At 31.6% G+C, this 18,581-nt stretch carries 24 protein-coding genes; 8 read left to right on the top strand and 16 right to left on the bottom strand.

Translation table 11 applies throughout. The features are described 5' to 3' along the window. Positions 1 to 9 precede the first annotated feature (9 nt). On the top strand, positions 10 to 693 hold the full coding sequence (locus tag LG651_RS09595; RefSeq protein ID WP_226695913.1) for a DUF2461 domain-containing protein: 684 nt from the start codon (positions 10 to 12) through the stop codon (positions 691 to 693). Here the strand turns inward: LG651_RS09595 and LG651_RS09590 are convergent. Further along, a complete protein-coding gene (locus tag LG651_RS09590; protein ID WP_226540509.1) occupies positions 690 to 1,106 on the bottom strand; it encodes a glyoxalase in 417 nt (138 codons plus the stop codon). The two genes, LG651_RS09595 and LG651_RS09590, sit on opposite strands and share 4 nt — an antisense overlap. A 118-nt stretch (positions 1,107 to 1,224) precedes the next feature. On the opposite strand from LG651_RS09590, the gene LG651_RS09585 reads away from it, so the two are divergent. The 6 genes from LG651_RS09585 (at position 1,225) to leuB (ending at position 7,675) form a co-directional block, all read left to right on the top strand. After that, positions 1,225 to 2,118, top strand: coding sequence for a DUF72 domain-containing protein (locus tag LG651_RS09585; RefSeq protein ID WP_226695912.1), 894 nt, complete (start codon positions 1,225 to 1,227; stop codon positions 2,116 to 2,118). An 11-nt stretch (positions 2,119 to 2,129) separates the two neighbouring features. Beyond that, a complete protein-coding gene (locus LG651_RS09580) occupies positions 2,130 to 2,522 on the top strand; it encodes an acyl-CoA thioesterase (protein ID WP_226695911.1) in 393 nt (130 codons plus the stop codon). Between the two features lie 196 nt (positions 2,523 to 2,718). Beyond that, entirely contained in the window at positions 2,719 to 4,125 is a 1,407-nt protein-coding gene (gene leuC, locus LG651_RS09575) for a 3-isopropylmalate dehydratase large subunit (RefSeq protein WP_226695910.1), read from the top strand. A gap of 98 nt (positions 4,126 to 4,223) precedes the next feature. Further along, positions 4,224 to 4,823 (top strand): 3-isopropylmalate dehydratase small subunit, encoded by a 600-nt coding sequence (leuD, locus tag LG651_RS09570; protein WP_226696045.1) that lies wholly within the window; start codon positions 4,224 to 4,226, stop codon positions 4,821 to 4,823. 98 nt (positions 4,824 to 4,921) lie between these two features. Continuing rightward, positions 4,922 to 6,442: an alpha-isopropylmalate synthase regulatory domain-containing protein gene (locus tag LG651_RS09565; RefSeq protein WP_226695909.1), complete on the top strand. Its 1,521-nt coding sequence runs from the start codon at positions 4,922 to 4,924 to the stop codon at positions 6,440 to 6,442. A 177-nt stretch (positions 6,443 to 6,619) separates the two neighbouring features. Next, the gene (leuB, locus tag LG651_RS09560; RefSeq protein ID WP_044631939.1) at positions 6,620 to 7,675 is read left to right on the top strand and encodes a 3-isopropylmalate dehydrogenase; all 1,056 of its coding nucleotides are present in this window, start codon (positions 6,620 to 6,622) and stop codon (positions 7,673 to 7,675) included. A gap of 49 nt (positions 7,676 to 7,724) precedes the next feature. Here the strand turns inward: leuB and LG651_RS09555 are convergent, their stop codons facing one another. Further along, positions 7,725 to 8,420 carry a hypothetical protein gene (locus LG651_RS09555; protein ID WP_226695908.1) on the bottom strand — a complete coding sequence of 232 codons (696 nt, stop codon included), beginning with the start codon at positions 8,418 to 8,420 and terminating at the stop codon, positions 7,725 to 7,727. Positions 8,421 to 8,715: 295 nt separating this feature from the next. On the opposite strand from LG651_RS09555, the gene LG651_RS09550 reads away from it, so the two are divergent. Then, positions 8,716 to 9,036 (top strand): Dabb family protein, encoded by a 321-nt coding sequence (locus tag LG651_RS09550; RefSeq protein WP_226695907.1) that lies wholly within the window; start codon positions 8,716 to 8,718, stop codon positions 9,034 to 9,036. Between the two features lie 2 nt (positions 9,037 to 9,038). Here the strand turns inward: LG651_RS09550 and LG651_RS09545 are convergent, their stop codons facing one another. The 14 genes from LG651_RS09545 to LG651_RS09480 form a co-directional block, all read right to left on the bottom strand. Then, complete coding sequence (locus LG651_RS09545; protein WP_226695906.1) at positions 9,039 to 10,346, bottom strand: cryptochrome/photolyase family protein; 1,308 nt, start codon at positions 10,344 to 10,346, stop codon at positions 9,039 to 9,041. Beyond that, complete coding sequence (locus tag LG651_RS09540) at positions 10,347 to 10,808, bottom strand: SRPBCC family protein (RefSeq protein WP_226695905.1); 462 nt, start codon at positions 10,806 to 10,808, stop codon at positions 10,347 to 10,349. A gap of 3 nt (positions 10,809 to 10,811) precedes the next feature. Then, on the bottom strand, positions 10,812 to 11,267 hold the full coding sequence (locus tag LG651_RS09535) for a TspO/MBR family protein (RefSeq protein ID WP_226695904.1): 456 nt from the start codon (positions 11,265 to 11,267) through the stop codon (positions 10,812 to 10,814). 8 nt (positions 11,268 to 11,275) lie between these two features. Continuing rightward, positions 11,276 to 11,446 (bottom strand): Lacal_2735 family protein, encoded by a 171-nt coding sequence (locus LG651_RS09530; protein WP_226695903.1) that lies wholly within the window; start codon positions 11,444 to 11,446, stop codon positions 11,276 to 11,278. A gap of 2 nt (positions 11,447 to 11,448) precedes the next feature. Further along, on the bottom strand, positions 11,449 to 11,976 hold the full coding sequence (locus LG651_RS09525; protein WP_226695902.1) for a glutathione peroxidase: 528 nt from the start codon (positions 11,974 to 11,976) through the stop codon (positions 11,449 to 11,451). Next, entirely contained in the window at positions 11,973 to 12,656 is a 684-nt protein-coding gene (locus tag LG651_RS09520) for an SDR family NAD(P)-dependent oxidoreductase (RefSeq protein WP_226695901.1), read from the bottom strand. The genes LG651_RS09525 and LG651_RS09520 overlap by 4 nt, the downstream gene beginning before the upstream one ends. A 22-nt stretch (positions 12,657 to 12,678) precedes the next feature. Then, on the bottom strand, positions 12,679 to 12,894 hold the full coding sequence (locus LG651_RS09515) for a hypothetical protein (RefSeq protein WP_226695900.1): 216 nt from the start codon (positions 12,892 to 12,894) through the stop codon (positions 12,679 to 12,681). Positions 12,895 to 13,051: 157 nt separating this feature from the next. Continuing rightward, on the bottom strand, positions 13,052 to 13,276 hold the full coding sequence (locus LG651_RS09510) for a hypothetical protein (RefSeq protein ID WP_226695899.1): 225 nt from the start codon (positions 13,274 to 13,276) through the stop codon (positions 13,052 to 13,054). Positions 13,277 to 13,294: 18 nt separating this feature from the next. After that, positions 13,295 to 13,567 (bottom strand): TIGR03643 family protein, encoded by a 273-nt coding sequence (locus tag LG651_RS09505; protein ID WP_226695898.1) that lies wholly within the window; start codon positions 13,565 to 13,567, stop codon positions 13,295 to 13,297. Beyond that, positions 13,564 to 13,992: a hypothetical protein gene (locus tag LG651_RS09500; protein WP_226695897.1), complete on the bottom strand. Its 429-nt coding sequence runs from the start codon at positions 13,990 to 13,992 to the stop codon at positions 13,564 to 13,566. Before LG651_RS09500 ends, LG651_RS09505 begins: the two co-directional genes overlap by 4 nt. 99 nt (positions 13,993 to 14,091) lie before the next feature. After that, a complete protein-coding gene (locus LG651_RS09495) occupies positions 14,092 to 15,576 on the bottom strand; it encodes a cryptochrome/deoxyribodipyrimidine photo-lyase family protein (protein ID WP_226695896.1) in 1,485 nt (494 codons plus the stop codon). After that, positions 15,576 to 17,108, bottom strand: coding sequence for a cryptochrome/photolyase family protein (locus LG651_RS09490; RefSeq protein ID WP_226695895.1), 1,533 nt, complete (start codon positions 17,106 to 17,108; stop codon positions 15,576 to 15,578). Before LG651_RS09490 ends, LG651_RS09495 begins: the two co-directional genes overlap by 1 nt. Before the next feature lie 48 nt (positions 17,109 to 17,156). Next, complete coding sequence (locus LG651_RS09485; protein WP_226695894.1) at positions 17,157 to 18,467, bottom strand: DASH family cryptochrome; 1,311 nt, start codon at positions 18,465 to 18,467, stop codon at positions 17,157 to 17,159. Beyond that, on the bottom strand, positions 18,440 to 18,577 hold the full coding sequence (locus tag LG651_RS09480; protein ID WP_205618126.1) for a DUF2256 domain-containing protein: 138 nt from the start codon (positions 18,575 to 18,577) through the stop codon (positions 18,440 to 18,442). Before LG651_RS09480 ends, LG651_RS09485 begins: the two co-directional genes overlap by 28 nt. Between the last annotated feature and the right edge of the window lie 4 nt (positions 18,578 to 18,581).

The raw sequence follows: 18,581 nt of genomic DNA, 5'->3' as shown, positions 1-18,581 counted from the left end.
TATTTTTTAATGAGTACTACACTATCGAAGTCCGTTTTTACATTTTTAAAAGCTTTAGAACAGAATAACAATCGCGATTGGTTTAACGATAATAAATCTGAGTTTAAAACTATTCAAGATGAAGTAAAACAATTCTATAATTTAGTTCTAGAAAAATTAAACACTCATGATGATATTGATAAATTAAAAATCTTCAGAATTTACAGAGACGTACGTTTTTCTAAAAACAAACAACCTTACAAAACACATTTTGGTGGTTCGTTTCACCGAACCAAACCAAGATTAAGAGGTGGTTACTATTTGCATATCCAGCCAAATAATGAAAGTTTTATAGCTACAGGGTTTTGGCAACCCGAAAAAGAAGATTTACTAAGGATAAGAAAAGAATTTGAAATGGATATCACAGAAATTAAAGACATTCTATCTAACCCAAAATTTAACTCTATTTGGGGAAGTTCTTTTGAAGGGGACGAATTAAAAACCGCACCAAAAGGTTTTAGTAAAGATCATGAAGCTATAAATTTTATTAAGAAAAAACAGTACATTTTCACCAAAAAATATACAGATAAAGAAGTATTGTCTCCTAATTTTTTAGAGGATGTTAACGCGTCGTTTAAAGCTATACGCCCATTTTTTAATTACATGAGCGATGTGCTTACCACCGACTTAAATGGTGTATCTTTAATAGATTAAACCGCAGTTAAATACTCAGGCTTAACAAATAATTGAATATTGCTTAGCAAACGCTCTTTTACAATATTCATCATACGTTTGTTTAAAGCAGACGAGTTTTTAATATAAAGCAAATACTCATCTGTGGTAAACTGCCCAATTACCATACCTTTTAAAGAATTTCTAAATTTCATATCTTTTTGTATGGCGTTTTCAATGTAGGTTGTACGCTTATCTAAAGATAAATCATAAAAAACATATTTATGTTTAGCAATATAATTTCTAAAAACCTCTATAAATAAATCATTTTGCAATTTAATTACAGGGCGTAAAACAGCATTTTGAAAATACTCATCACCGCTCATATTTTCGTTTATAGTTAACGTTTTAATAGCCGGTCTAATTTTCTTTAAATCTAAATCTCGATTGCTCATATTGCGAAGTTTTCATTAAAATTATACAATATTTAAACGTTTATTAATTATAATAATTTTAATTATTAACGGGCTTATCAACAATACGCAATTTTGTACCTTTATATAAAAATTAAAAATGAAGTTTGGCAGTGTTGAAAACCCTGAAATTATTGATTTTACATTACCTAAAGATCATCCAGAAACTAAAAAATTATTAAATTCTTACTCAACTAATACTAAACCTAAAATTTATGTGGGTTGTGCAAAATGGAATAGAGCCGATTTAAAAGGATTTTATCCTCGTGGTACGAAAGATGAGCTTCAATATTATTCCTCTCAGTTTAATGCCATTGAGCTAAATGCAACATTTTACAGAATATTTCCCGCAGAACAGTTTGAAAATTGGTATAAAAAAACACCTAAAGATTTTAAATTTTTTCCAAAATTAAATCAAGAAATTAGCCATTGGAAACGGTTAAACGACACTAAAGCCGTTGTTGAACATTACTTATACAACGCATCTAATTTAAAAGAAAAATTAGGCACTATTTTCTTGCAAATGCATAATAATTTTGCCCCAAAAGATTTTGATAGAGTAGTGGCTTTCGCCGAAAGTTGGCCCAAACAAATACCCTTAGCAATGGAGTTTAGGCATACCAATTGGTATAATGATGCTGTTGTAGCAAAAGATCTTTACAAGCTTTTAGAAGAAAACAACATTAGTAATATAATTGTTGATACCGCTGGAAGGCGCGATTTAATGCATATGAGGCTTACTAATGCCACGGCATTTGTACGCTATGTTGGTGCAAACCATGAAAGCGATTATAGCCGTTTAGATGATTGGATAGAACGAATTAAATTTTGGAGCAAACAAGGCATAAAAGAAATTGATTTTTTTGTGCATCAAAATCTAGAAAAAGAATCCCCTTTATTATCAGCGTATTTTATAAAAAAATTAAATTCTGAACTTGGGTATAATTTAAAAATACCTAATGAAGAACAGCACATACAACAAAACCTATTTTAAAAATTAAAATTATGAGATTTCATACCAGAAAATGGATAAAACCAGAAGATTTAAATGCAAACGGAACTTTATTTGGTGGTCGTTTACTTGAATGGATCGATGAGGAAGCTGCATTATATACCATTATTCAATTAGAAAACAGAAAAGTAGTAACAAAATATATCAGTGAAATAGATTTTAAAGCATCGGCACGTCAAGGTGATATTATAGAAATTGGTATCGATGTTGTAAAATTTGGTAAAGCATCAATAACACTAAGTTGCGAAGTGCGTAATAAAATGACGCGTGAAACTATTATTACCATATCAAATATAGTTATGGTTAACCTTGGTGAAGACGGAAAAGCCTTGCCTCATGGCAAAACAGAAATTGAATACGTTGCAGATCGTTTAAATAATGATTAAAAATTATAATCAATTCTCGTATTCTGTTGAAAAAAAAGCAGTTTATATACTTTCTATTGGAAATATTATAAAAATTAAATAACTAATCCTTCTAAAGTTTCAAATAAGTTTAATAAAAACTAAATTTGTCCACCTTTTTTGAAAAGTTTTTTTCATAAAAGATTCAATTTTTACAAATAAGAAAAATCAAATTATAATGAGCAAAACGTTGTTTGACAAAGTGTGGGATTCCCATGTTGTTAGAAAAATAGAAGATGGTCCAGATGTGTTTTTTATCGATCGTCATTTTATTCATGAAGTTACAAGTCCTGTTGCTTTTGTTGGTTTAAAAAACAGAGGTATCGATGTTATGTACCCTGAAAAAACATTTGCAACTGCAGATCATAACACACCAACTTGGAATCAACATTTACCAGTAGCCGATCCATTATCGGCAAACCAATTAGAAGCATTAGCTAATAATGCTGCTGAATATGGTATTTCTCACTGGGGTTTAGGCCATAGAAATAATGGTATTGTTCACATTGTTGGGCCAGAAAATGGTATTACCTTACCTGGAGCAACTATTGTTTGTGGAGACTCACATACATCAACACACGGTGCTTTTGGTGCAATTGCATTTGGTATTGGTACATCGGAGGTAGAGATGGTATTGTCTACTCAATGTATTATGCAACCTAAGCCTAAAAAAATGCGTATTAACGTAAATGGAAAGTTAGGTTTCGGTGTTACACCTAAAGATGTGGCGCTTTACATAATTTCAAAACAAACTACTTCTGGAGCTACAGGTTATTTTGTAGAATATGCCGGAGATGTTTTTGAAAACATGTCTATGGAAGGTCGTATGACGGTTTGTAACTTATCTATCGAGATGGGTGCACGTGGTGGTATGATTGCTCCAGACGAAAAAACATTTGAATACATTAAAGGTAGAAAACATGCTCCAACCGGTGCCGATTGGGATAAAGCCATGGCATATTGGGAAACATTATATACCGAAGAAGATGCTGAATTTGATACTGAATTTACTTATGATGCAGCAGATATTGAACCAATGATTACTTACGGAACCAACCCAGGAATGGGAATGGGCGTAACAAATTCAATTCCTTTAGCAGAAAATGTTGAAGGTGGCGTAGCAACTTACAAAAAGTCTTTAGGCTACATGAATTTTAACGAAGGTGACGACATGATTGGTAAAACAGTTGATTACGTTTTCTTAGGATCATGTACAAACGGACGTATAGAAGATTTTAGAGCATTTTGTTCTATTGTTGAAGGGAAGCAAAAAGCACCAAACATTACAGCTTGGTTAGTTCCTGGATCGCATAAAGTTGTCGATCAAATTAAGGAAGAAGGTTTAGATAAAATATTAACCGATGCCGGTTTTGTTTTAAGAGAGCCTGGTTGTTCTGCTTGTTTAGCAATGAACGACGATAAAGTTCCTGCTGGGAAATTAGCGGTTTCAACATCTAACCGTAATTTTGAAGGTCGACAAGGTCCTGGATCTAGAACCTTATTAGCGTCACCATTAGTTGCAGCAGCAACAGCGGTAGAAGGTGTGGTAACAGACCCAAGAACATTAATGAAAGAATTAGTCTAAAATCAGACTTCGCTTTGTACTTACTATTTAACTATAAAGCGAAAAAATAAATAACATTTGCCAACAGCTAAAAGCTAATGGCCAAAAGTAAAAATATTATGGCTTACGATAAATTTGAAGTTTTAACAAGCACAGCATATCCATTACCAATAGAAAACGTAGATACAGATCAAATTATTCCTGCACGTTTTTTAAAAGCAACAGAGCGTAAGGGCTTTGGAGATAACTTTTTCCGTGATTGGAGATACGATTCCGAAGGAAACCCAATTGCAGATTTTCCATTAAACGATGCAAAATATGCAGGTTCTAAAATATTAGTTGGAGGTAAAAACTTTGGTTCTGGTTCGTCTAGAGAGCATGCTGCTTGGTCTGTTTACGATTTTGGTTTACGTTGTGTAATATCGTCGTTTTTTGCAGATATTTTTAGAAATAACTGCTTGAATATTGGTGTTTTACCAGTCCAAGTTTCTGCTGTTTTTGCTCAAAAATTGTTTGATGCCATTGAAGCCGACCCAAAAACTGAAATTAAAGTAGATTTACCTAACCAAACCGTAACACTTGTATCTACAGGAGAATCGGAATCTTTTGATATTAATGGTTACAAAAAAGGTAATATGCTAAACGGTTTTGATGATATTGATTATTTACAAAACATGAAAGAAGAAATAGCTTCTTTTGGAGAAACAAGACCTTTTTAAATAATATAATAGTTAGCCTAAACTATTTTGAGCTTACTAAAGAAAATTTAAAAGGATTCTGAAAATTCAGAATAATATTAAATTGATCAAAATCTTCAATGAGTAAGAAACATATAGAAATAATGGATACGACACTTCGCGATGGTGAGCAAACCTCCGGTGTGTCGTTTTCTGCTTCAGAGAAGTTAACGATAGCTAAGTTACTTTTAGAAGAATTAAAAGTAGATCGCATAGAAATTGCTTCAGCACGTGTTTCTGAAGGTGAATTTCAAGCGGTTAAAAATATTACCCATTGGGCCAAAGAAAGTAATTATTTAAACAAGGTTGAAGTACTTACTTTTGTTGATAATGGGGTTTCTATTAATTGGATGATCGAAGCTGGTGCAAAAGTGCAAAACCTATTAACAAAAGGTTCGCTTAATCATTTAACTTATCAGCTTAAAAAAACTCCTAATCAGCACTTTGCAGATATAAAAGAAAATATTTCTTTGGCGCAAAGTAAAGGTATTGAAACTAATATTTATTTAGAAGATTGGAGTAATGGCATGCGAAATTCTAAAGAATATGTTTTTGAATTTTTAGAGTTTTTAGCATCACAACCGGTAAAGCGTGTTATGTTGCCAGATACTTTAGGTGTATTAACGCCTTCGGAATCTTTTGAATTTATAAAAGAAATAAAAGATAAATACCCAAATACACATTTCGATTTTCATACACATAACGATTACGATTTAGGTGTTTCGAATGCTATTGAAGGCATAAAAGCTGGAGCCGATGGTTTGCATTTAACCATAAATGGCATGGGCGAACGTGCTGGTAATGCACCAATGGCAAGCACTATTGCTGTTATTAACGATTACTTACCCAATGTTACCATTAATGCTAACGAAAAAGCGCTTTATACCGTTAGTAAGCTGGTAGAGAATTTTTCTGGTGTTTTAATTCCAGCTAATAAACCTATTGTTGGTGCTAATGTATTTACACAAACAGCTGGTATTCATGCTGATGGCGACAATAAAAACAACTTGTATTTTAGCGATTTAATGCCAGAACGTTTTGGTAGAAAACGCCAATATGCATTGGGAAAATCGTCTGGAAAGGCTAATATTCAAAAAAACTTGCAAGAATTAGGGCTTCAGTTAAATGATGATGCCTTAAAAAAAGTAACGCAGCGTATTATTGAGTTAGGCGACAAAAAGCAAGTGGTTACTAAAGAAGATTTACCTTATATTATTTCGGATGTTTTAGATAGAACTTACGAAGAAAAGGTAACTGTAAATAATTATGTGTTAACACACTCTAAAGGCTTGAAACCTTCAACTACAGTTTCTATAACTATTGAAGGTGAAATGTTTGAAGAGCATGCACAAGGTGACGGACAATTTGATGCATTTATGAACGCCTTGCGGAAAATTTTTAAGAAAAAGAAAATGATTTTACCGGCATTAATAGATTATGCTGTGCGCATTCCGCCTGGTAGTAATTCTGATGCTTTGTGTGAAACTATAATAACTTGGAAATCGGATACTAAAGAGTTTAAAACTCGTGGTTTAGATTCCGACCAAACAGTATCGGCAATTATTGCTACCGAAAAAATGCTGAATATTATTACTAACTAAATGTTTATTGTTAGTAATACAGCGCGTTAGGGATTGAAACGGCATCCTTTTTTTATGTCTCCTTGAGCGCAGCGAAAGGGTAGGCATAAAAAAAGATATAGTGTAAAGCCCGACCCCGAAGCTTCGGGGTAACGCCCAAAATGAATAAAATTTAATAATTTAGATAAAACAACTAAAATGAAATTAAACATAGCCCTTTTAGCCGGAGACGGTATAGGACCAGAGGTTATAGACCAAGCCGTTAAAGTAAGTGATGCTGTTGCTGCTAAATTTGGTCATGAAATTACATGGAAACCTGCTTTAACAGGTGCAGCGGCTATTGATGCTGTTGGTGAACCTTACCCAGATGAAACTCACGAAATTTGTGCATCGTCTGATGCGGTTTTATTTGGAGCTATCGGTCATCCAAAATTTGATAACGACCCAACTGCAAAGGTACGCCCTGAGCAAGGTTTACTTAAAATGCGTAAAAAATTAGGTTTATTTGCTAATGTGCGTCCTACATTTGTTTTCCCGTCGTTATTAGATAAATCTCCATTAAAAAAGGAACGCATTGAAGGTACGGATTTAGTATTTTTCCGTGAGTTAACTTCTGGTGTTTATTTTGGAGAAAAAGGTAGAAAAGACGATGGTAATACGGCTTATGATACTAACATGTACACGAAAGAAGAGGTTACACGTTTGGCTAAAAAAGGTTTTGAAGCAGCTATGCAACGCTCGAAAAAATTATGTTGTGTAGATAAAGCAAACGTTATGGAAACATCGCGTTTATGGAGAGAGACTGTGCAAGGTATGGAAAAAGATTACCCAGAGGTAGAGGTAAGCTATGAGTTTGTTGATGCCGTTGCCATGCGCTTGGTACAATGGCCAAAAGATTATGATGTGTTAATTACTGAAAACTTATTTGGTGATGTTTTAACTGATGAGGCTTCTGTAATTTCTGGATCTATGGGATTAATGCCATCTGCTTCTTTAGGTACTAGCATTTCTTTATTCGAGCCAATTCACGGTTCGTACCCACAGGCTACAGGAAAAAACATTGCAAACCCAATGGCTACGGTATTATCTGCAGCTATGATGTTTGAAAACTTTGGCTTAGCAGAAGAAGGTAAAGTTATTCGTGAGGCTGTAAATAAAGCTTTAGCTGAAGGTATTGTTACTGAAGATTTAGCTGAAGGTGGTAAAGCTTACGGAACTACAGAAGTAGGAGATTGGTTAGCTAAAAATATTTAATCAAATCATAATATAAATAATGTAAAAACCTGGTGGCTATTTTTAGCTATCAGGTTTTTATGTTTTCGGAAATTTTAACAGGGTACTTTTTTATAAAATCTGGGAAAACCATGTAATATGTCTTGGAGTGTACATTTTGCATAACAACAAATTGGTTATCAAAAAGAAATTGATCTTTCCCAATGTTATTTTCTTTAGCTTCTTCAACTGGTATTAAATTGCACTCGGTTAAACCTTCTACATTTTTTATTACATAGAACAAACCTAAAGCCTTAAATCGTCCAAATATAACTTGTTCTGGTTTAAATATATTGCGTCTAATTTTTAATTTGTAGAATGGGGACGATTTTGCTGTGACTAATTCGTATTTATCAATGCGTTTTAAGGTTCTTCTATATACTGCTAATCGTTTATTAACATCTGCTTCATCTAAAGTTATAGGTTTAAAGGCTTTTTTTAATTTAGCAATTTCTATACTATCTTCTTGAGCTAGATCTTTATATAGAAGTGTTTTTTGATAAAATGGTGAAATGCGTTTAATATACTTATCCTTATCTGAAATTATAATTTTTTCCGCAATTAATTCATATACATAAGGAGATTTTCCTTCGGATTCAACTACTGAATTATTTTTAGATTCACTAAAAATAAAATCGTAATCTTGAGAAAAAACAGGTAAATAACTAATAAAAAACAAAACTGATAAGTATAAAACAGTTGTTTTTAACTTGGAATTTTGCAACATAGGTTAATTGGTTAGTTTAAAATTGGGGTACTATTAATAACAAATATATGTAATTAGTTTATAAATAAGAAGTTAGGTTTCAAAAAAAATAGTGTAAAAAATATTTTTTCGATTAAAAGCACAATAATTCTGAATCTATTTGTCCGTAGATTTGTATATCTCATGATAAAATCGGTACAGAATATCGTAAAAAGCTGCTAACTTAACCTTGTTATTTTAAAAGAAGATTTATTTTAATTTGATTATAATGTATCTTTTTTTATAAATTTAAATTTCAAACTAAGTTAAATATAATATGGCAACACAGGAATTTAAGCATAACGTATACTTTTGGTTAAAGCGCCCAAATAATGAGAAAGATAGAAACACTTTTGAGCGTTCGCTATTTTTTTTTATTAATAATTCTGAGTTTATTAAAACCAAACATATTGGTATTCCTGCTGAAACTGATAGGGAGGTAATTGATAATAGTTACACGTATTGCTTAAGCTTAAGTTTTAAGAGTAAGGAAGACCACGATAGTTATCAAAACGAACCTAACCATCATAAATTTCTTAGGGAGTGTAGTGGATTGTGGTCGGAAGTAAAGGTGTACGATTCCTTAAATATATTATGAATTTATTCATTTAAAGCTGATTTATAGGTTTGTAAACAGCGTTCACGAGCGGCTTTGTGTTCTACTATTGGTTTAGGGTAAGTTAATTCTTGATATTCTGGAACCCATTTTTTTATATACTCATGATTCTTATCGAACTTTTGAATTTGAGTTGTTGGATTAAAAATTCTGAAATAGGGTGCTGCATCTACCCCAGAACCAGAAACCCATTGCCAATTACCTATATTACTTGCTAGTTCATAATCATGTAATTTCTCCGCAAAATAGGCTTCACCCCAACGCCAATCTATTAACAAGTGTTTACATAAAAAACTACCTACAAGCATGCGCACGCGGTTATGCATATAGCCTGTTTCGTTAAGTTCTCGCATGCCTGCATCTACTAGCGGATAACCTGTTTTACCTTCACACCAAGCTTTAAATTCGGTTTCGTTATTTCGCCATTTAATGTTATCGTATTTTGGTTTAAAAGCTTTGGTTACAGTTTCTGGGAAATGCCATAATATCTGCATGAAAAATTCTCGCCATATAAGCTCTTGCCAAAATATCTCGTTTTTTTCTGCAATAGCCTTTTTTATCATTTTGCGCACACTTACTGTACCAAAACGTAAGTGCGGACCTAAATGTGAAGTGCCATTTTTTGCAGGAAAGTTTCTAGTGTCTTCGTAATTAGCTATTAAAGTTGGTGTAACATCGTAATCTGAAATATTTTGGTTGGAGGTTATAAAGCCAATATCTTGTAATGTTACATTGGGTAATCGTGTGTGTTCTATTAAATTGTGTAAAACTGAGTTTGTGTAAAAAATGTTTAAATTATTGCTATCAAAGGTTTTTTTCCAAAGTTTCATGTATGGTGTATACACTACATACGGATTGCCATCTGACTTTACAATCTCATTTTTTTCAAAAATAACCTGATCTTTAAATGTTTTAAACGAGATGTTATTATCGTTTAAAAGCTTTTTAATTTCTTCATCTCTTTGTAATGCATAAGGTTCATAGTCGTGGTTTGTGTAAACAGTATTTACATTAAATTCGTTTATAATTTCTTTGTAAACCTCAATGGGTGTACCCGAGTATATCGCTAAACTGCTGTTGTGCTCCTTTTGCAGTGTTTTTCGCATGCTTTGTAGGGTGTTAAATATAAAATTTACCCTAGCGTCATTTTTTGGTAATTTTTCTAGAATTTCCTTGTCGAAAATAAAAATGGGAAGTACTGGGTAATCTGCACTTAAAGCTTCATAAAACCCAATGTTGTCATCTAAACGTAAATCGCGACGAAACCAAAATATGTTTATTTCTTTATTCATTTAATAAGATCCAAAAAGTTTTTCTAATTTTTCTTTGCGATAATTAAAAATTTCTTCAAGTTTTGGCTTTACCAATATAGGATGTGCTAGCTGTCCTAAAAGCCCAAAAGGAATTTTATAGTCAATTATATCTTCCATTTCTACACCGCCTTCAATTTCTTTTATAAAATGTTTATGATGCCACAATTGGTAAGGGCCAAAGCGTTGTTCATCCACAAAATAATGTTTATCAATTACATGCGTAATTTCTGTAACCCATTTTGTTTTTATACCGAACACAGGTGTAACTATATATTGAATTATTTGTCCTGCAAACATTGGTCTATCTGCACCAGACAAAATATTAAAACCCATGTAGTCTGGAGTTATTACTTTTAAATTTTTAGGATCTGATAAAAAATCCCAGGCTGTATTTACAGAAATTGGTAAGTTTTGCTTTTTATGTAGGGTGTAAATTTTCATGTTTTAATTATTTATAACAATGTATGCATTTAATGATGTGGCAATAATTAACCATACAAAATAGGGGAGTATTAGTAAGCTTTTTTGCTTTAAAACTGGATAATATTTTGTAAGAAAAAATCCGATTAAAAAAGTTAAAAGAATAATACATATTAAACCAATGAGAATTAAATGTTTATTAAAAAAAATAAAATTCCAACCTACATTTAATAGAAATTGAAAAGTAAATAACCCTAATATAGTTGTTGTTGGTATTTGTTTGTATAGGTAAGACATGTATATAGAAAAACAAATCATTATTAATGTCCATGCAGCACCAAATACCCAACCTGGAGGCGTCCAAGGTGCTTTATTAAGGTTTAGGTACCAATCTGTTTGTGGTCCGTTTTTCATTAACCAGCTACCAAAACCTAGTGCGGTAAAATTTATAACTAAGAAAATTAATATTAATTTTTTCAATTTTTTAATTATTTAGCTTGTAGTGCTTCTATTTGTTTTGCTATCGCGTCTGCTTCAGCAAATTTATCATCACTTTTAGATCGGTTAATAGTAGAAAGTTTGTGGCTTTCCTGCATTAATTTTTTATACTGTTCCTGTAACCTTTCAATTTCCGTTTTCTTTTTAAATAGTTTAAACATAATTAGTTTAAGTGTTTAATTATTTTTTTGCTTAAAGGACTGGTAATGGAAGAAAAATAGTCGATAAGTTCGCCTTGTGGACCAACTAAATATTTTTGAAAATTCCATTTAACCGAACTGTTAATTTTGTTGTTATTTGATTTTTTTGTTAACCAATTATACAAAGGATGCTGTTTAGTCCCTTTTACATCTATTTTTTCAGTAATTATAAATGATACGCCATAATTTACTTGGCAAAAGGTTTTTATGTCTTGCGATTTACCTGGCTCTTGACTACCAAATTGATTACACGGGCAACCTATTATAATTAATTTGTTTTTATATGTATTGTATAACTGTTCAAGCTCTTTATATTGTGGTGTAAAGCCGCATTTAGAAGCTACATTTACAAAAAGTATAAATTTACCTTTAAACTGTGATAAGTCTATATCTTCGTTTGATATGGATTTAATGCTAATGTTATAAAGCGAATTTATATTATAATTTGGACTGATGTTTTTTGAACAGAACAAGGTTTTTAAACAAATCATAACTTGAAACTTACAATTCCACAATCCATTTGAAATATTTGTCCTGAAATAGATGCTGCTTTTGTAGATAACAGAAATTCTCCCATTTCAGCAACTTCGGTTGGGTCCAAATATTTTTTTAACGGGTGTCTTTCCGTAATGTTTTCAATCATTTTCTCATTACGTAAAAGCTTGCTTGCGAGTTCTGTATTTGTAACTGTTGGTGCAATGGCGTTAACTCTTATAGTAGGAGCTAATTCTGCGCCTAATGACCTAACTAAGCCTTCAATACCAGATTTAGCGGTTGCTATACTAGCATGAAAAGGCATTCCTAATTTGTTGGCAACAGTACTAAATAATAAAATTGACGGATTTGTGCCTGTTTTTAAAAGCGGCAAATATGCTTGTATTGCTTTAACAGCGCCTAAAACATTTATTTCAAAATCGTTTTTAAAGTCGTTTAAACTTAAACGAGAAATAGGTTTTAAATTTATACTACCAGGACAATAAATTAAACCATCTAAATTATTTATTTCCGGTAATTCATCTTGTATAACATCACAGGAGATGTGAGTTAAATTTTCGTGGGAAGTATTTGGAGCAGTTCTACTTACATTAATAACTTTTGAGTGATTTAAAAGTTTATTTAGTAAAGCAAAACCAATGCCCTTACTACCTCCAATAATAACAAATGTTTTCATAAGGTTTCAGGGCATTTATTTTTTAAGGCCTGCCCTTTAGCCTTTTTTCAATTTTTTGTTTAATTTCAGTTAAACGCTTCATTAAATCCATGATTTTTGGATCTTTTTCCTTTTTATAAATAGTGTTTAAATCTAAAATTAAGCTTTTAACTTCTCTAGACGATTCTATGCGCTCACTTGTTGTTTTAAAAGTGTGTTTGCGTTGTTCGAATTCTAAAGCACGATCAATAATCTCCATATTTTCTCTAATTTCGCATATTGATTTAAAAACCAATACATTTTAACAATTTCGCAATATACTAAATTGTGTGAAATTACAAATTTTAATATGGAAATATTGGCAGAATTTTAATAATTACTACTAAAAAATATCTTTTTCCCACGTTTATTTAAACTTATGCTGTAAGTGGAGCTCCTTTTAGTCGTTTTTCAACTTTTCTTTTTATTGCCGTAAGACGCTTCATTATATCCATAATTTTTTCGTCTTTTTTCTTCTTATAAATCTGGTTTAAGTCTAGTATTAATGCTTTTGCTTCTCTTGAAATTTTTACACGATCGCTGGTAGATAATGATTTCATTTTTCTTTTTTCAAACTCTAAAGCTCTTTCTATTAAGTCCATAATTAATATAATTTTTGTTTAACGTTTCGAAATTTTATTACTTGTTATTTGTTTCTGTCTACTACATTTAAAGCGCCCACTAACAAATGTTCTTAGCTTTTCATGTTTAGTTTTTCTTCCACTTACTCGTTTACGCCACATTTTGAAGCTTTTAGGTTTCATTTGTTTACGCATTAGGTTAATAACTTCTTGTTCAGATATGCCAAATTGAAATTTTATTGCTTCAAAAGTAGTGCGGTCTTCCCATGCCATTTCTATAATTCTGTCTATTTCTCTAATTGAAAAATTCATAGTGAAGGCGCGCTATATTTTTGATTATATTTTAATTTTTCACTTATTAGTTTTTTGAAAAACGTTTTGTTTTCCTTTAAAGTTTTATTCATTTTGAAGCGTATGTAATTACCCTGAGCATGAATACTAGTGGTTTTAGTTTTGTAAATAACTAATTGGTAATAAGGGATTGCCCATGTGAAATTTTGCAACCCCTTGTTTATATAAATTAAAACCCCTTTTGTGCGTAACTCGATATTAGCATAATTAATATCTGAAACTTTGTTTAAATACAGTTTCAAGTTTTCACTAACATCTTCAATAATCATTCTTTTAGAACCTATACCTTTAATTTTAAAAGCTTCAAACAATGTAAACGATCTGCCTACTAAATTTTCAATTAAAATTGTGTTTTCCTTGTTATTGTATGTTGTGTCTAAAATCATATCGTAATAACTCTAATCAAATATAGTAAATGTTTAAGTTTTAATATTAAAAGTTAAACAAAATTAACATATTATTTGCTTATGCTTCATAAGTTAAATTTATTCATTTCTTAATAATCTATTTCTATTCTTTATGGTGTGCCTTTTTAGTATTCTTAAACTTTCTTTTTTTACAAGTGTATCGTCTTTTAAATTCCATAAAATTTGGCTTGCTTTTTTTCTAGATTGGTTTTCGTTAACAATTGGGTTAGGGTAGTGGTAACCTAATTTAAAACCACTAATTTGCGAATCAAAATATGTTATTTGGCTTGGGTTGTGTATAAAGGGTGTTTCTAGATGTTGTAATTCTGGCACCCATTTTTTTATAAATTCTGCTTGAGGATCATGTTCTATGCTATTTTTTAAGGGGTTGTATATGCGTAGCATATTAATTCCAGTTTCACCGGCCTGCATTTGTATTTGTGGATAATGAATGCCTGGTTCGAAATCGAGAAATAAACTAGCTAAGTGCTCGCTTAAATCTTGCCAAGGCTGCCATAAATTATGAGTAAAGAACGAAACTACTAGTGCACGCATTCTAAAATTTAAGTATCCAGTTGTGTTTAAACAGCGCATACAAGCATCTACCAAAGGAAAACCTGTTTTACCTGTTTTCCAAGCATTTTGAAATTCTATATTTACAGGTTTAATTAATTGATGATATCCTTTATTAATACTTTTAAATTCCATGCTATGCTCCATTTCAAATTTTTGAATAAAATGAGCTTGCCAGCGCAATCGAGATATAAAAGCATTTAAATGGCGTTTATTTTTTTCTTGTTCTTTTTTTAAGTTGGCTGCTTTTAATACTTGCTTAACAGATAAGTTGCCCCAAGCAATATATGGCGATAATCTGCTACAGCCAGTTCGAGCTTCCAGGGGTTTTGATATGTGAAACATGTAGTTTTTATATCTTTTGTTGAAGAAAGACTCCATATATTTTAAACCTGTTGTGGAGCCTCCTTTTTGTAGGTTTTTATTGTGAATTGTTTCTGTTTGTATGGTTTTAAATTTTTGTTCTAAAGTTTCAACTGAAGCTATACTTAATAATTGATTGGTTTTTGGTTGAAATTTAAATTCCGGTTGCATCATAAAAGTATTCCAATCTTCAAACCAATTATTGCGGTTGCTTATAGCTCGTTTTACGCCATTGTTTTTATTTTCTATCCATTTTATATTTTGTGTTTGGCAAAATTCCGCGAAAGCGATATCTCTTTTATAAGTTGAAAGAATACCAGTTTCCATATGCGAAAATATATGTGTGATATTAAATTTTTCGTGAAGTTGCTGTATTGTGTTATTAATAGAATTATTAACTATTAAAATTTTAGAATTATATGAATTAAGTTGATTATTAAGATCTTGTAGCGATTGTTTTATGAAATCCCAATGTCGCTTACTGTAGTGTTTGTCCTGTAATAAAAAGTTTTCAAAAGTATAAAGTAAAAGCACGTTTTGGTTTGTGTTTATGGCGTTAGTTATGGCTTCGTTATCTTGTAAACGAAGATCTCGCTTAAACCAAACTATGCTTAGGTTTTGTTTCATTAAAAATGATCTGGGTGTTTTATAATGCTTTGGGCTCGTTTTTTTATTTTTTCTAGTTGATCTTTGTTCATTTTGTCCAACAAACTATACATCATTCTCATACGGCGATTATTACCTAAAATGCTGCGTTTATCATCTAAAAAATTCCAGTATAAACTATTAAACGGGCATGCTTTTTCGCCTAGTTTTTCTTTATTACTGTAGTGGCAATTACTGCAGTAGTTACTCATTTTATTTATATAGCTTCCGCTTGATACGTAGGGTTTTGTAGCTATTTTGCCGCCATCGGCGTACTGACTCATGCCTCTTGTATTTGGGAGTTGTACCCATTCTAATGCATCAATATAAATTCCTAAATACCACGCATCTACATCATCTGGATTAATTTGTGCTAACAACGCAAAATTACCGGTTACCATTAAGCGTTGTATGTGGTGTGCATAACTATTGTCTAAACTGTTGGTGATCGCATTTTTTAGACAATTCATTTTTGTGTTGCCCGTCCAATAGAACTCGGGAAGTTTATTGGTGTTTTTTAGGTGGTTCTCATTTTTGTAATCAGGCATTAATGCCCAATACATACCTCGCATATACTCGCGCCAGCCAATTATTTGGCGTATAAAGCCTTCAACTTGGCTAATATGTATTTCTTCGTTATGTTTTTTCCAATAGTTTATTACCGTATTAACTACATTTTTTCCGGAAATTAGTTTAAGGTTAATTGCAAACGATAGTCGGGAGTGAAATAAGTATATTTCGTTGGTATGCATGGCATCTTGGTAGTCGCCAAAATGAATTAATAGTTCTTCGCAAAAGTATTTTAATTGTTCAAGTGCTTGCTGTCGGGTAAAAGGGTAATTAAAGGTTTTGGTGTTAAAGTTGCCAATAGTTTTAATATTGCTGTTTTTTATTAGTTCAACAATCTCTGAAACATCATTTTTAAAATATTTATAATTGGGTATATTATGTTCGCCATTCCATTTGTTTCGGTTACTTTTATCATAGTTCCATTTGCCACCCTCTGGTTGATTTCCAACCATTAAAATGTTGTGTTTTTTACGCATATTGCGGTAAAAGTTCTCCATTAAATATTGCTTTTTTCCTTTAAAAAAGTCTTTTAAATCATTGCGGCTCGTATAAAAATGTTCGGTTGTAAAGGCTTCGGATTCAATTTCTAAATTTTCACAAAAGCTTGATAATTGTTGGTCTAATCGGTACTCATCGGGTAATTGATATTCAAACTTTTCAATATTGTGTTTATTGATTAGTAATTTTAGGTTTGAAATTAGGTTTTGGGTATTGTTTTTATTGTTTAGTGTGAAATATTCTACATTAAAGTGATTGTTTTTTAAATGATTTGAAAACTCGCGCATTGCGGCAAAAAATCCTATTATTTTTTGAATATGATGTGTAACGTAATCCGTTTCTTGACGCATCTCGAACATACAGTATATTACGTTTTTATTGTTGGTTTTGTACCAACTATGTTTACTGTTTAATTGATCGCCGAGTATAAGCCTTAATGTTTTCATGAATTCATTTTTTGTCTTAGACTACGCTGAGACTGACATAAAGTTGTTTTAAAATAAAGTGTCTTGCAACCACAAACGTTGGTATTTCCCGTTGCTGTCGTAACGTTCTGCTTGAAGTTTTACGTTAAATTTTCTGTCTCTTGGGTCGTTGCCAACACCTGCAACGTACATCCAGTTACCATAGTTACTGTGCACATCGTAGTCTAATAAAAGGCTTTCAAAATACGCTGCGCCAATGCGCCAATCGAGGTTCATAGACTTTGCAAAATAACTTGCTACGTTTTGGCGCCCACGATTACTCATCCAACCGGTTTTTTTAAGTTCAATCATGTTGGCATTAACAAATGGTTCTGGTGTTTTACCATTAATCCAGTTGTTTATTTCTTCTTGATTATTTATCCAAGTGTATTTATTGTTTAGAATGCCATCAATTTTGAAGATTTGATTTCCAAATTTCATGGAAACGTACTTAAAATAATCTCGCCAAATTAATTCAAATACTAACCAATATGTAGAATCGTTTTTAAAATATAAATTTTCGAATTGTTTAACTTTATAATAAACATGTTTTGCTGAAATACTGCCATTTGCTAACCAAGGAGAAAATTTAGAACTAAAGTCTTTTCCTAATAAACCATTACGCGTTTTTTTATAAAAACCTAATTTTTTGGTATTGAAAAAATAGTCTTGCAATCGGTTTAAAGCTTCGGTTTCTCCTCCTTTAAAGGGAAATGCAGTATTTGTGTGTTGTTCAAAATCTTCGAAACCTAAGTCTGACAGCGTTGGAACTATAGTTTCGTTTTTTATGAGCAAATTTTTCGCTTGATTAGTTGGAGTAATAATTTCTGGCCTTACGCGAACAGATTTTTCGCAAGTTTTTCTAAACTCAGTAAATATTTTAGGCAGTTGGTTAATTGTAAACGGTATATCTTCTGGGTGGAATAAAAACTGATTGTAGCTTGTTGTAAACTTTATATGTTTTGGCAGTTGTCTTTTTACTTTGTTAAAGGTTTCAACTTCTTCATACGTCCACTCATCCTGTAAATAAATATTGTTAATATTGTTTTTAGTAACCAGTTGAGGAATAATATCTTCTGGTTTTTTGTTGTAAACAAAAAGGGGAATATTTAATTGGCTAAGTTTCTGTTTTAAATCGGTAATTGTTTCAATTAGAAATTTAGCTCTAAATTTTTCAGTTTTTTTAAAACCAAAGTCATCAGTTTTAAAGTGATTAGGATTAAAGCAATATAACCCCATAACTTGGTTGCTATTTGCTATGGCTTTGGTTAAAGTTGAGTTATCGTGTGTTCTTAAATTATTAGTAAACCAAATTAGGCTAGTGTTTTGTTCTTTCTGCATTTTTCACTGCAATATTTTATATTTTCCCAGTTTAATTGCCATTTTTTACGCCATGAAAAAGGCAACTTACACACTGGGCAAATTTTGGTTGGTAAGTGTTGTTTTTTAATGTTT

The organism is Neotamlana sargassicola (assembly GCF_020523965.1).
Taxonomy (GTDB): Bacteria; Bacteroidota; Bacteroidia; order Flavobacteriales; family Flavobacteriaceae; genus Neotamlana; species Neotamlana sargassicola.
The sequence above is the reverse complement of the archived record's forward strand: the minus strand, read 5'-3'. Positions and strand labels throughout refer to the sequence as shown.

Excerpts from the sequence above, each read along its gene's own strand:
- LG651_RS09595 (WP_226695913.1), top strand. The coding sequence starts at position 10 with ATGAGTACTACACTATCGAAGTCCGTTTTTACATTTTTAAAAGCTTTA.
- LG651_RS09590 (WP_226540509.1), bottom strand. The coding sequence starts at position 1,106 with ATGAGCAATCGAGATTTAGATTTAAAGAAAATTAGACCGGCTATTAAA.
- LG651_RS09585 (WP_226695912.1), top strand. The coding sequence starts at position 1,225 with ATGAAGTTTGGCAGTGTTGAAAACCCTGAAATTATTGATTTTACATTA.
- LG651_RS09580 (WP_226695911.1), top strand. The coding sequence starts at position 2,130 with ATGAGATTTCATACCAGAAAATGGATAAAACCAGAAGATTTAAATGCA.
- leuC (WP_226695910.1), top strand. The coding sequence starts at position 2,719 with ATGAGCAAAACGTTGTTTGACAAAGTGTGGGATTCCCATGTTGTTAGA.
- leuD (WP_226696045.1), top strand. The coding sequence starts at position 4,224 with ATGGCTTACGATAAATTTGAAGTTTTAACAAGCACAGCATATCCATTA.
- LG651_RS09565 (WP_226695909.1), top strand. The coding sequence starts at position 4,922 with ATGAGTAAGAAACATATAGAAATAATGGATACGACACTTCGCGATGGT.
- leuB (WP_044631939.1), top strand. The coding sequence starts at position 6,620 with ATGAAATTAAACATAGCCCTTTTAGCCGGAGACGGTATAGGACCAGAG.
- LG651_RS09555 (WP_226695908.1), bottom strand. The coding sequence starts at position 8,420 with ATGTTGCAAAATTCCAAGTTAAAAACAACTGTTTTATACTTATCAGTT.
- LG651_RS09550 (WP_226695907.1), top strand. The coding sequence starts at position 8,716 with ATGGCAACACAGGAATTTAAGCATAACGTATACTTTTGGTTAAAGCGC.
- LG651_RS09545 (WP_226695906.1), bottom strand. The coding sequence starts at position 10,346 with ATGAATAAAGAAATAAACATATTTTGGTTTCGTCGCGATTTACGTTTA.
- LG651_RS09540 (WP_226695905.1), bottom strand. The coding sequence starts at position 10,808 with ATGAAAATTTACACCCTACATAAAAAGCAAAACTTACCAATTTCTGTA.
- LG651_RS09530 (WP_226695903.1), bottom strand. The coding sequence starts at position 11,446 with ATGTTTAAACTATTTAAAAAGAAAACGGAAATTGAAAGGTTACAGGAA.
- LG651_RS09525 (WP_226695902.1), bottom strand. The coding sequence starts at position 11,976 with ATGATTTGTTTAAAAACCTTGTTCTGTTCAAAAAACATCAGTCCAAAT.
- LG651_RS09520 (WP_226695901.1), bottom strand. The coding sequence starts at position 12,656 with ATGAAAACATTTGTTATTATTGGAGGTAGTAAGGGCATTGGTTTTGCT.
- LG651_RS09515 (WP_226695900.1), bottom strand. The coding sequence starts at position 12,894 with ATGGAGATTATTGATCGTGCTTTAGAATTCGAACAACGCAAACACACT.
- LG651_RS09510 (WP_226695899.1), bottom strand. The coding sequence starts at position 13,276 with ATGGACTTAATAGAAAGAGCTTTAGAGTTTGAAAAAAGAAAAATGAAA.
- LG651_RS09505 (WP_226695898.1), bottom strand. The coding sequence starts at position 13,567 with ATGAATTTTTCAATTAGAGAAATAGACAGAATTATAGAAATGGCATGG.
- LG651_RS09500 (WP_226695897.1), bottom strand. The coding sequence starts at position 13,992 with ATGATTTTAGACACAACATACAATAACAAGGAAAACACAATTTTAATT.
- LG651_RS09495 (WP_226695896.1), bottom strand. The coding sequence starts at position 15,576 with ATGAAACAAAACCTAAGCATAGTTTGGTTTAAGCGAGATCTTCGTTTA.
- LG651_RS09490 (WP_226695895.1), bottom strand. The coding sequence starts at position 17,108 with ATGAAAACATTAAGGCTTATACTCGGCGATCAATTAAACAGTAAACAT.
- LG651_RS09485 (WP_226695894.1), bottom strand. The coding sequence starts at position 18,467 with ATGCAGAAAGAACAAAACACTAGCCTAATTTGGTTTACTAATAATTTA.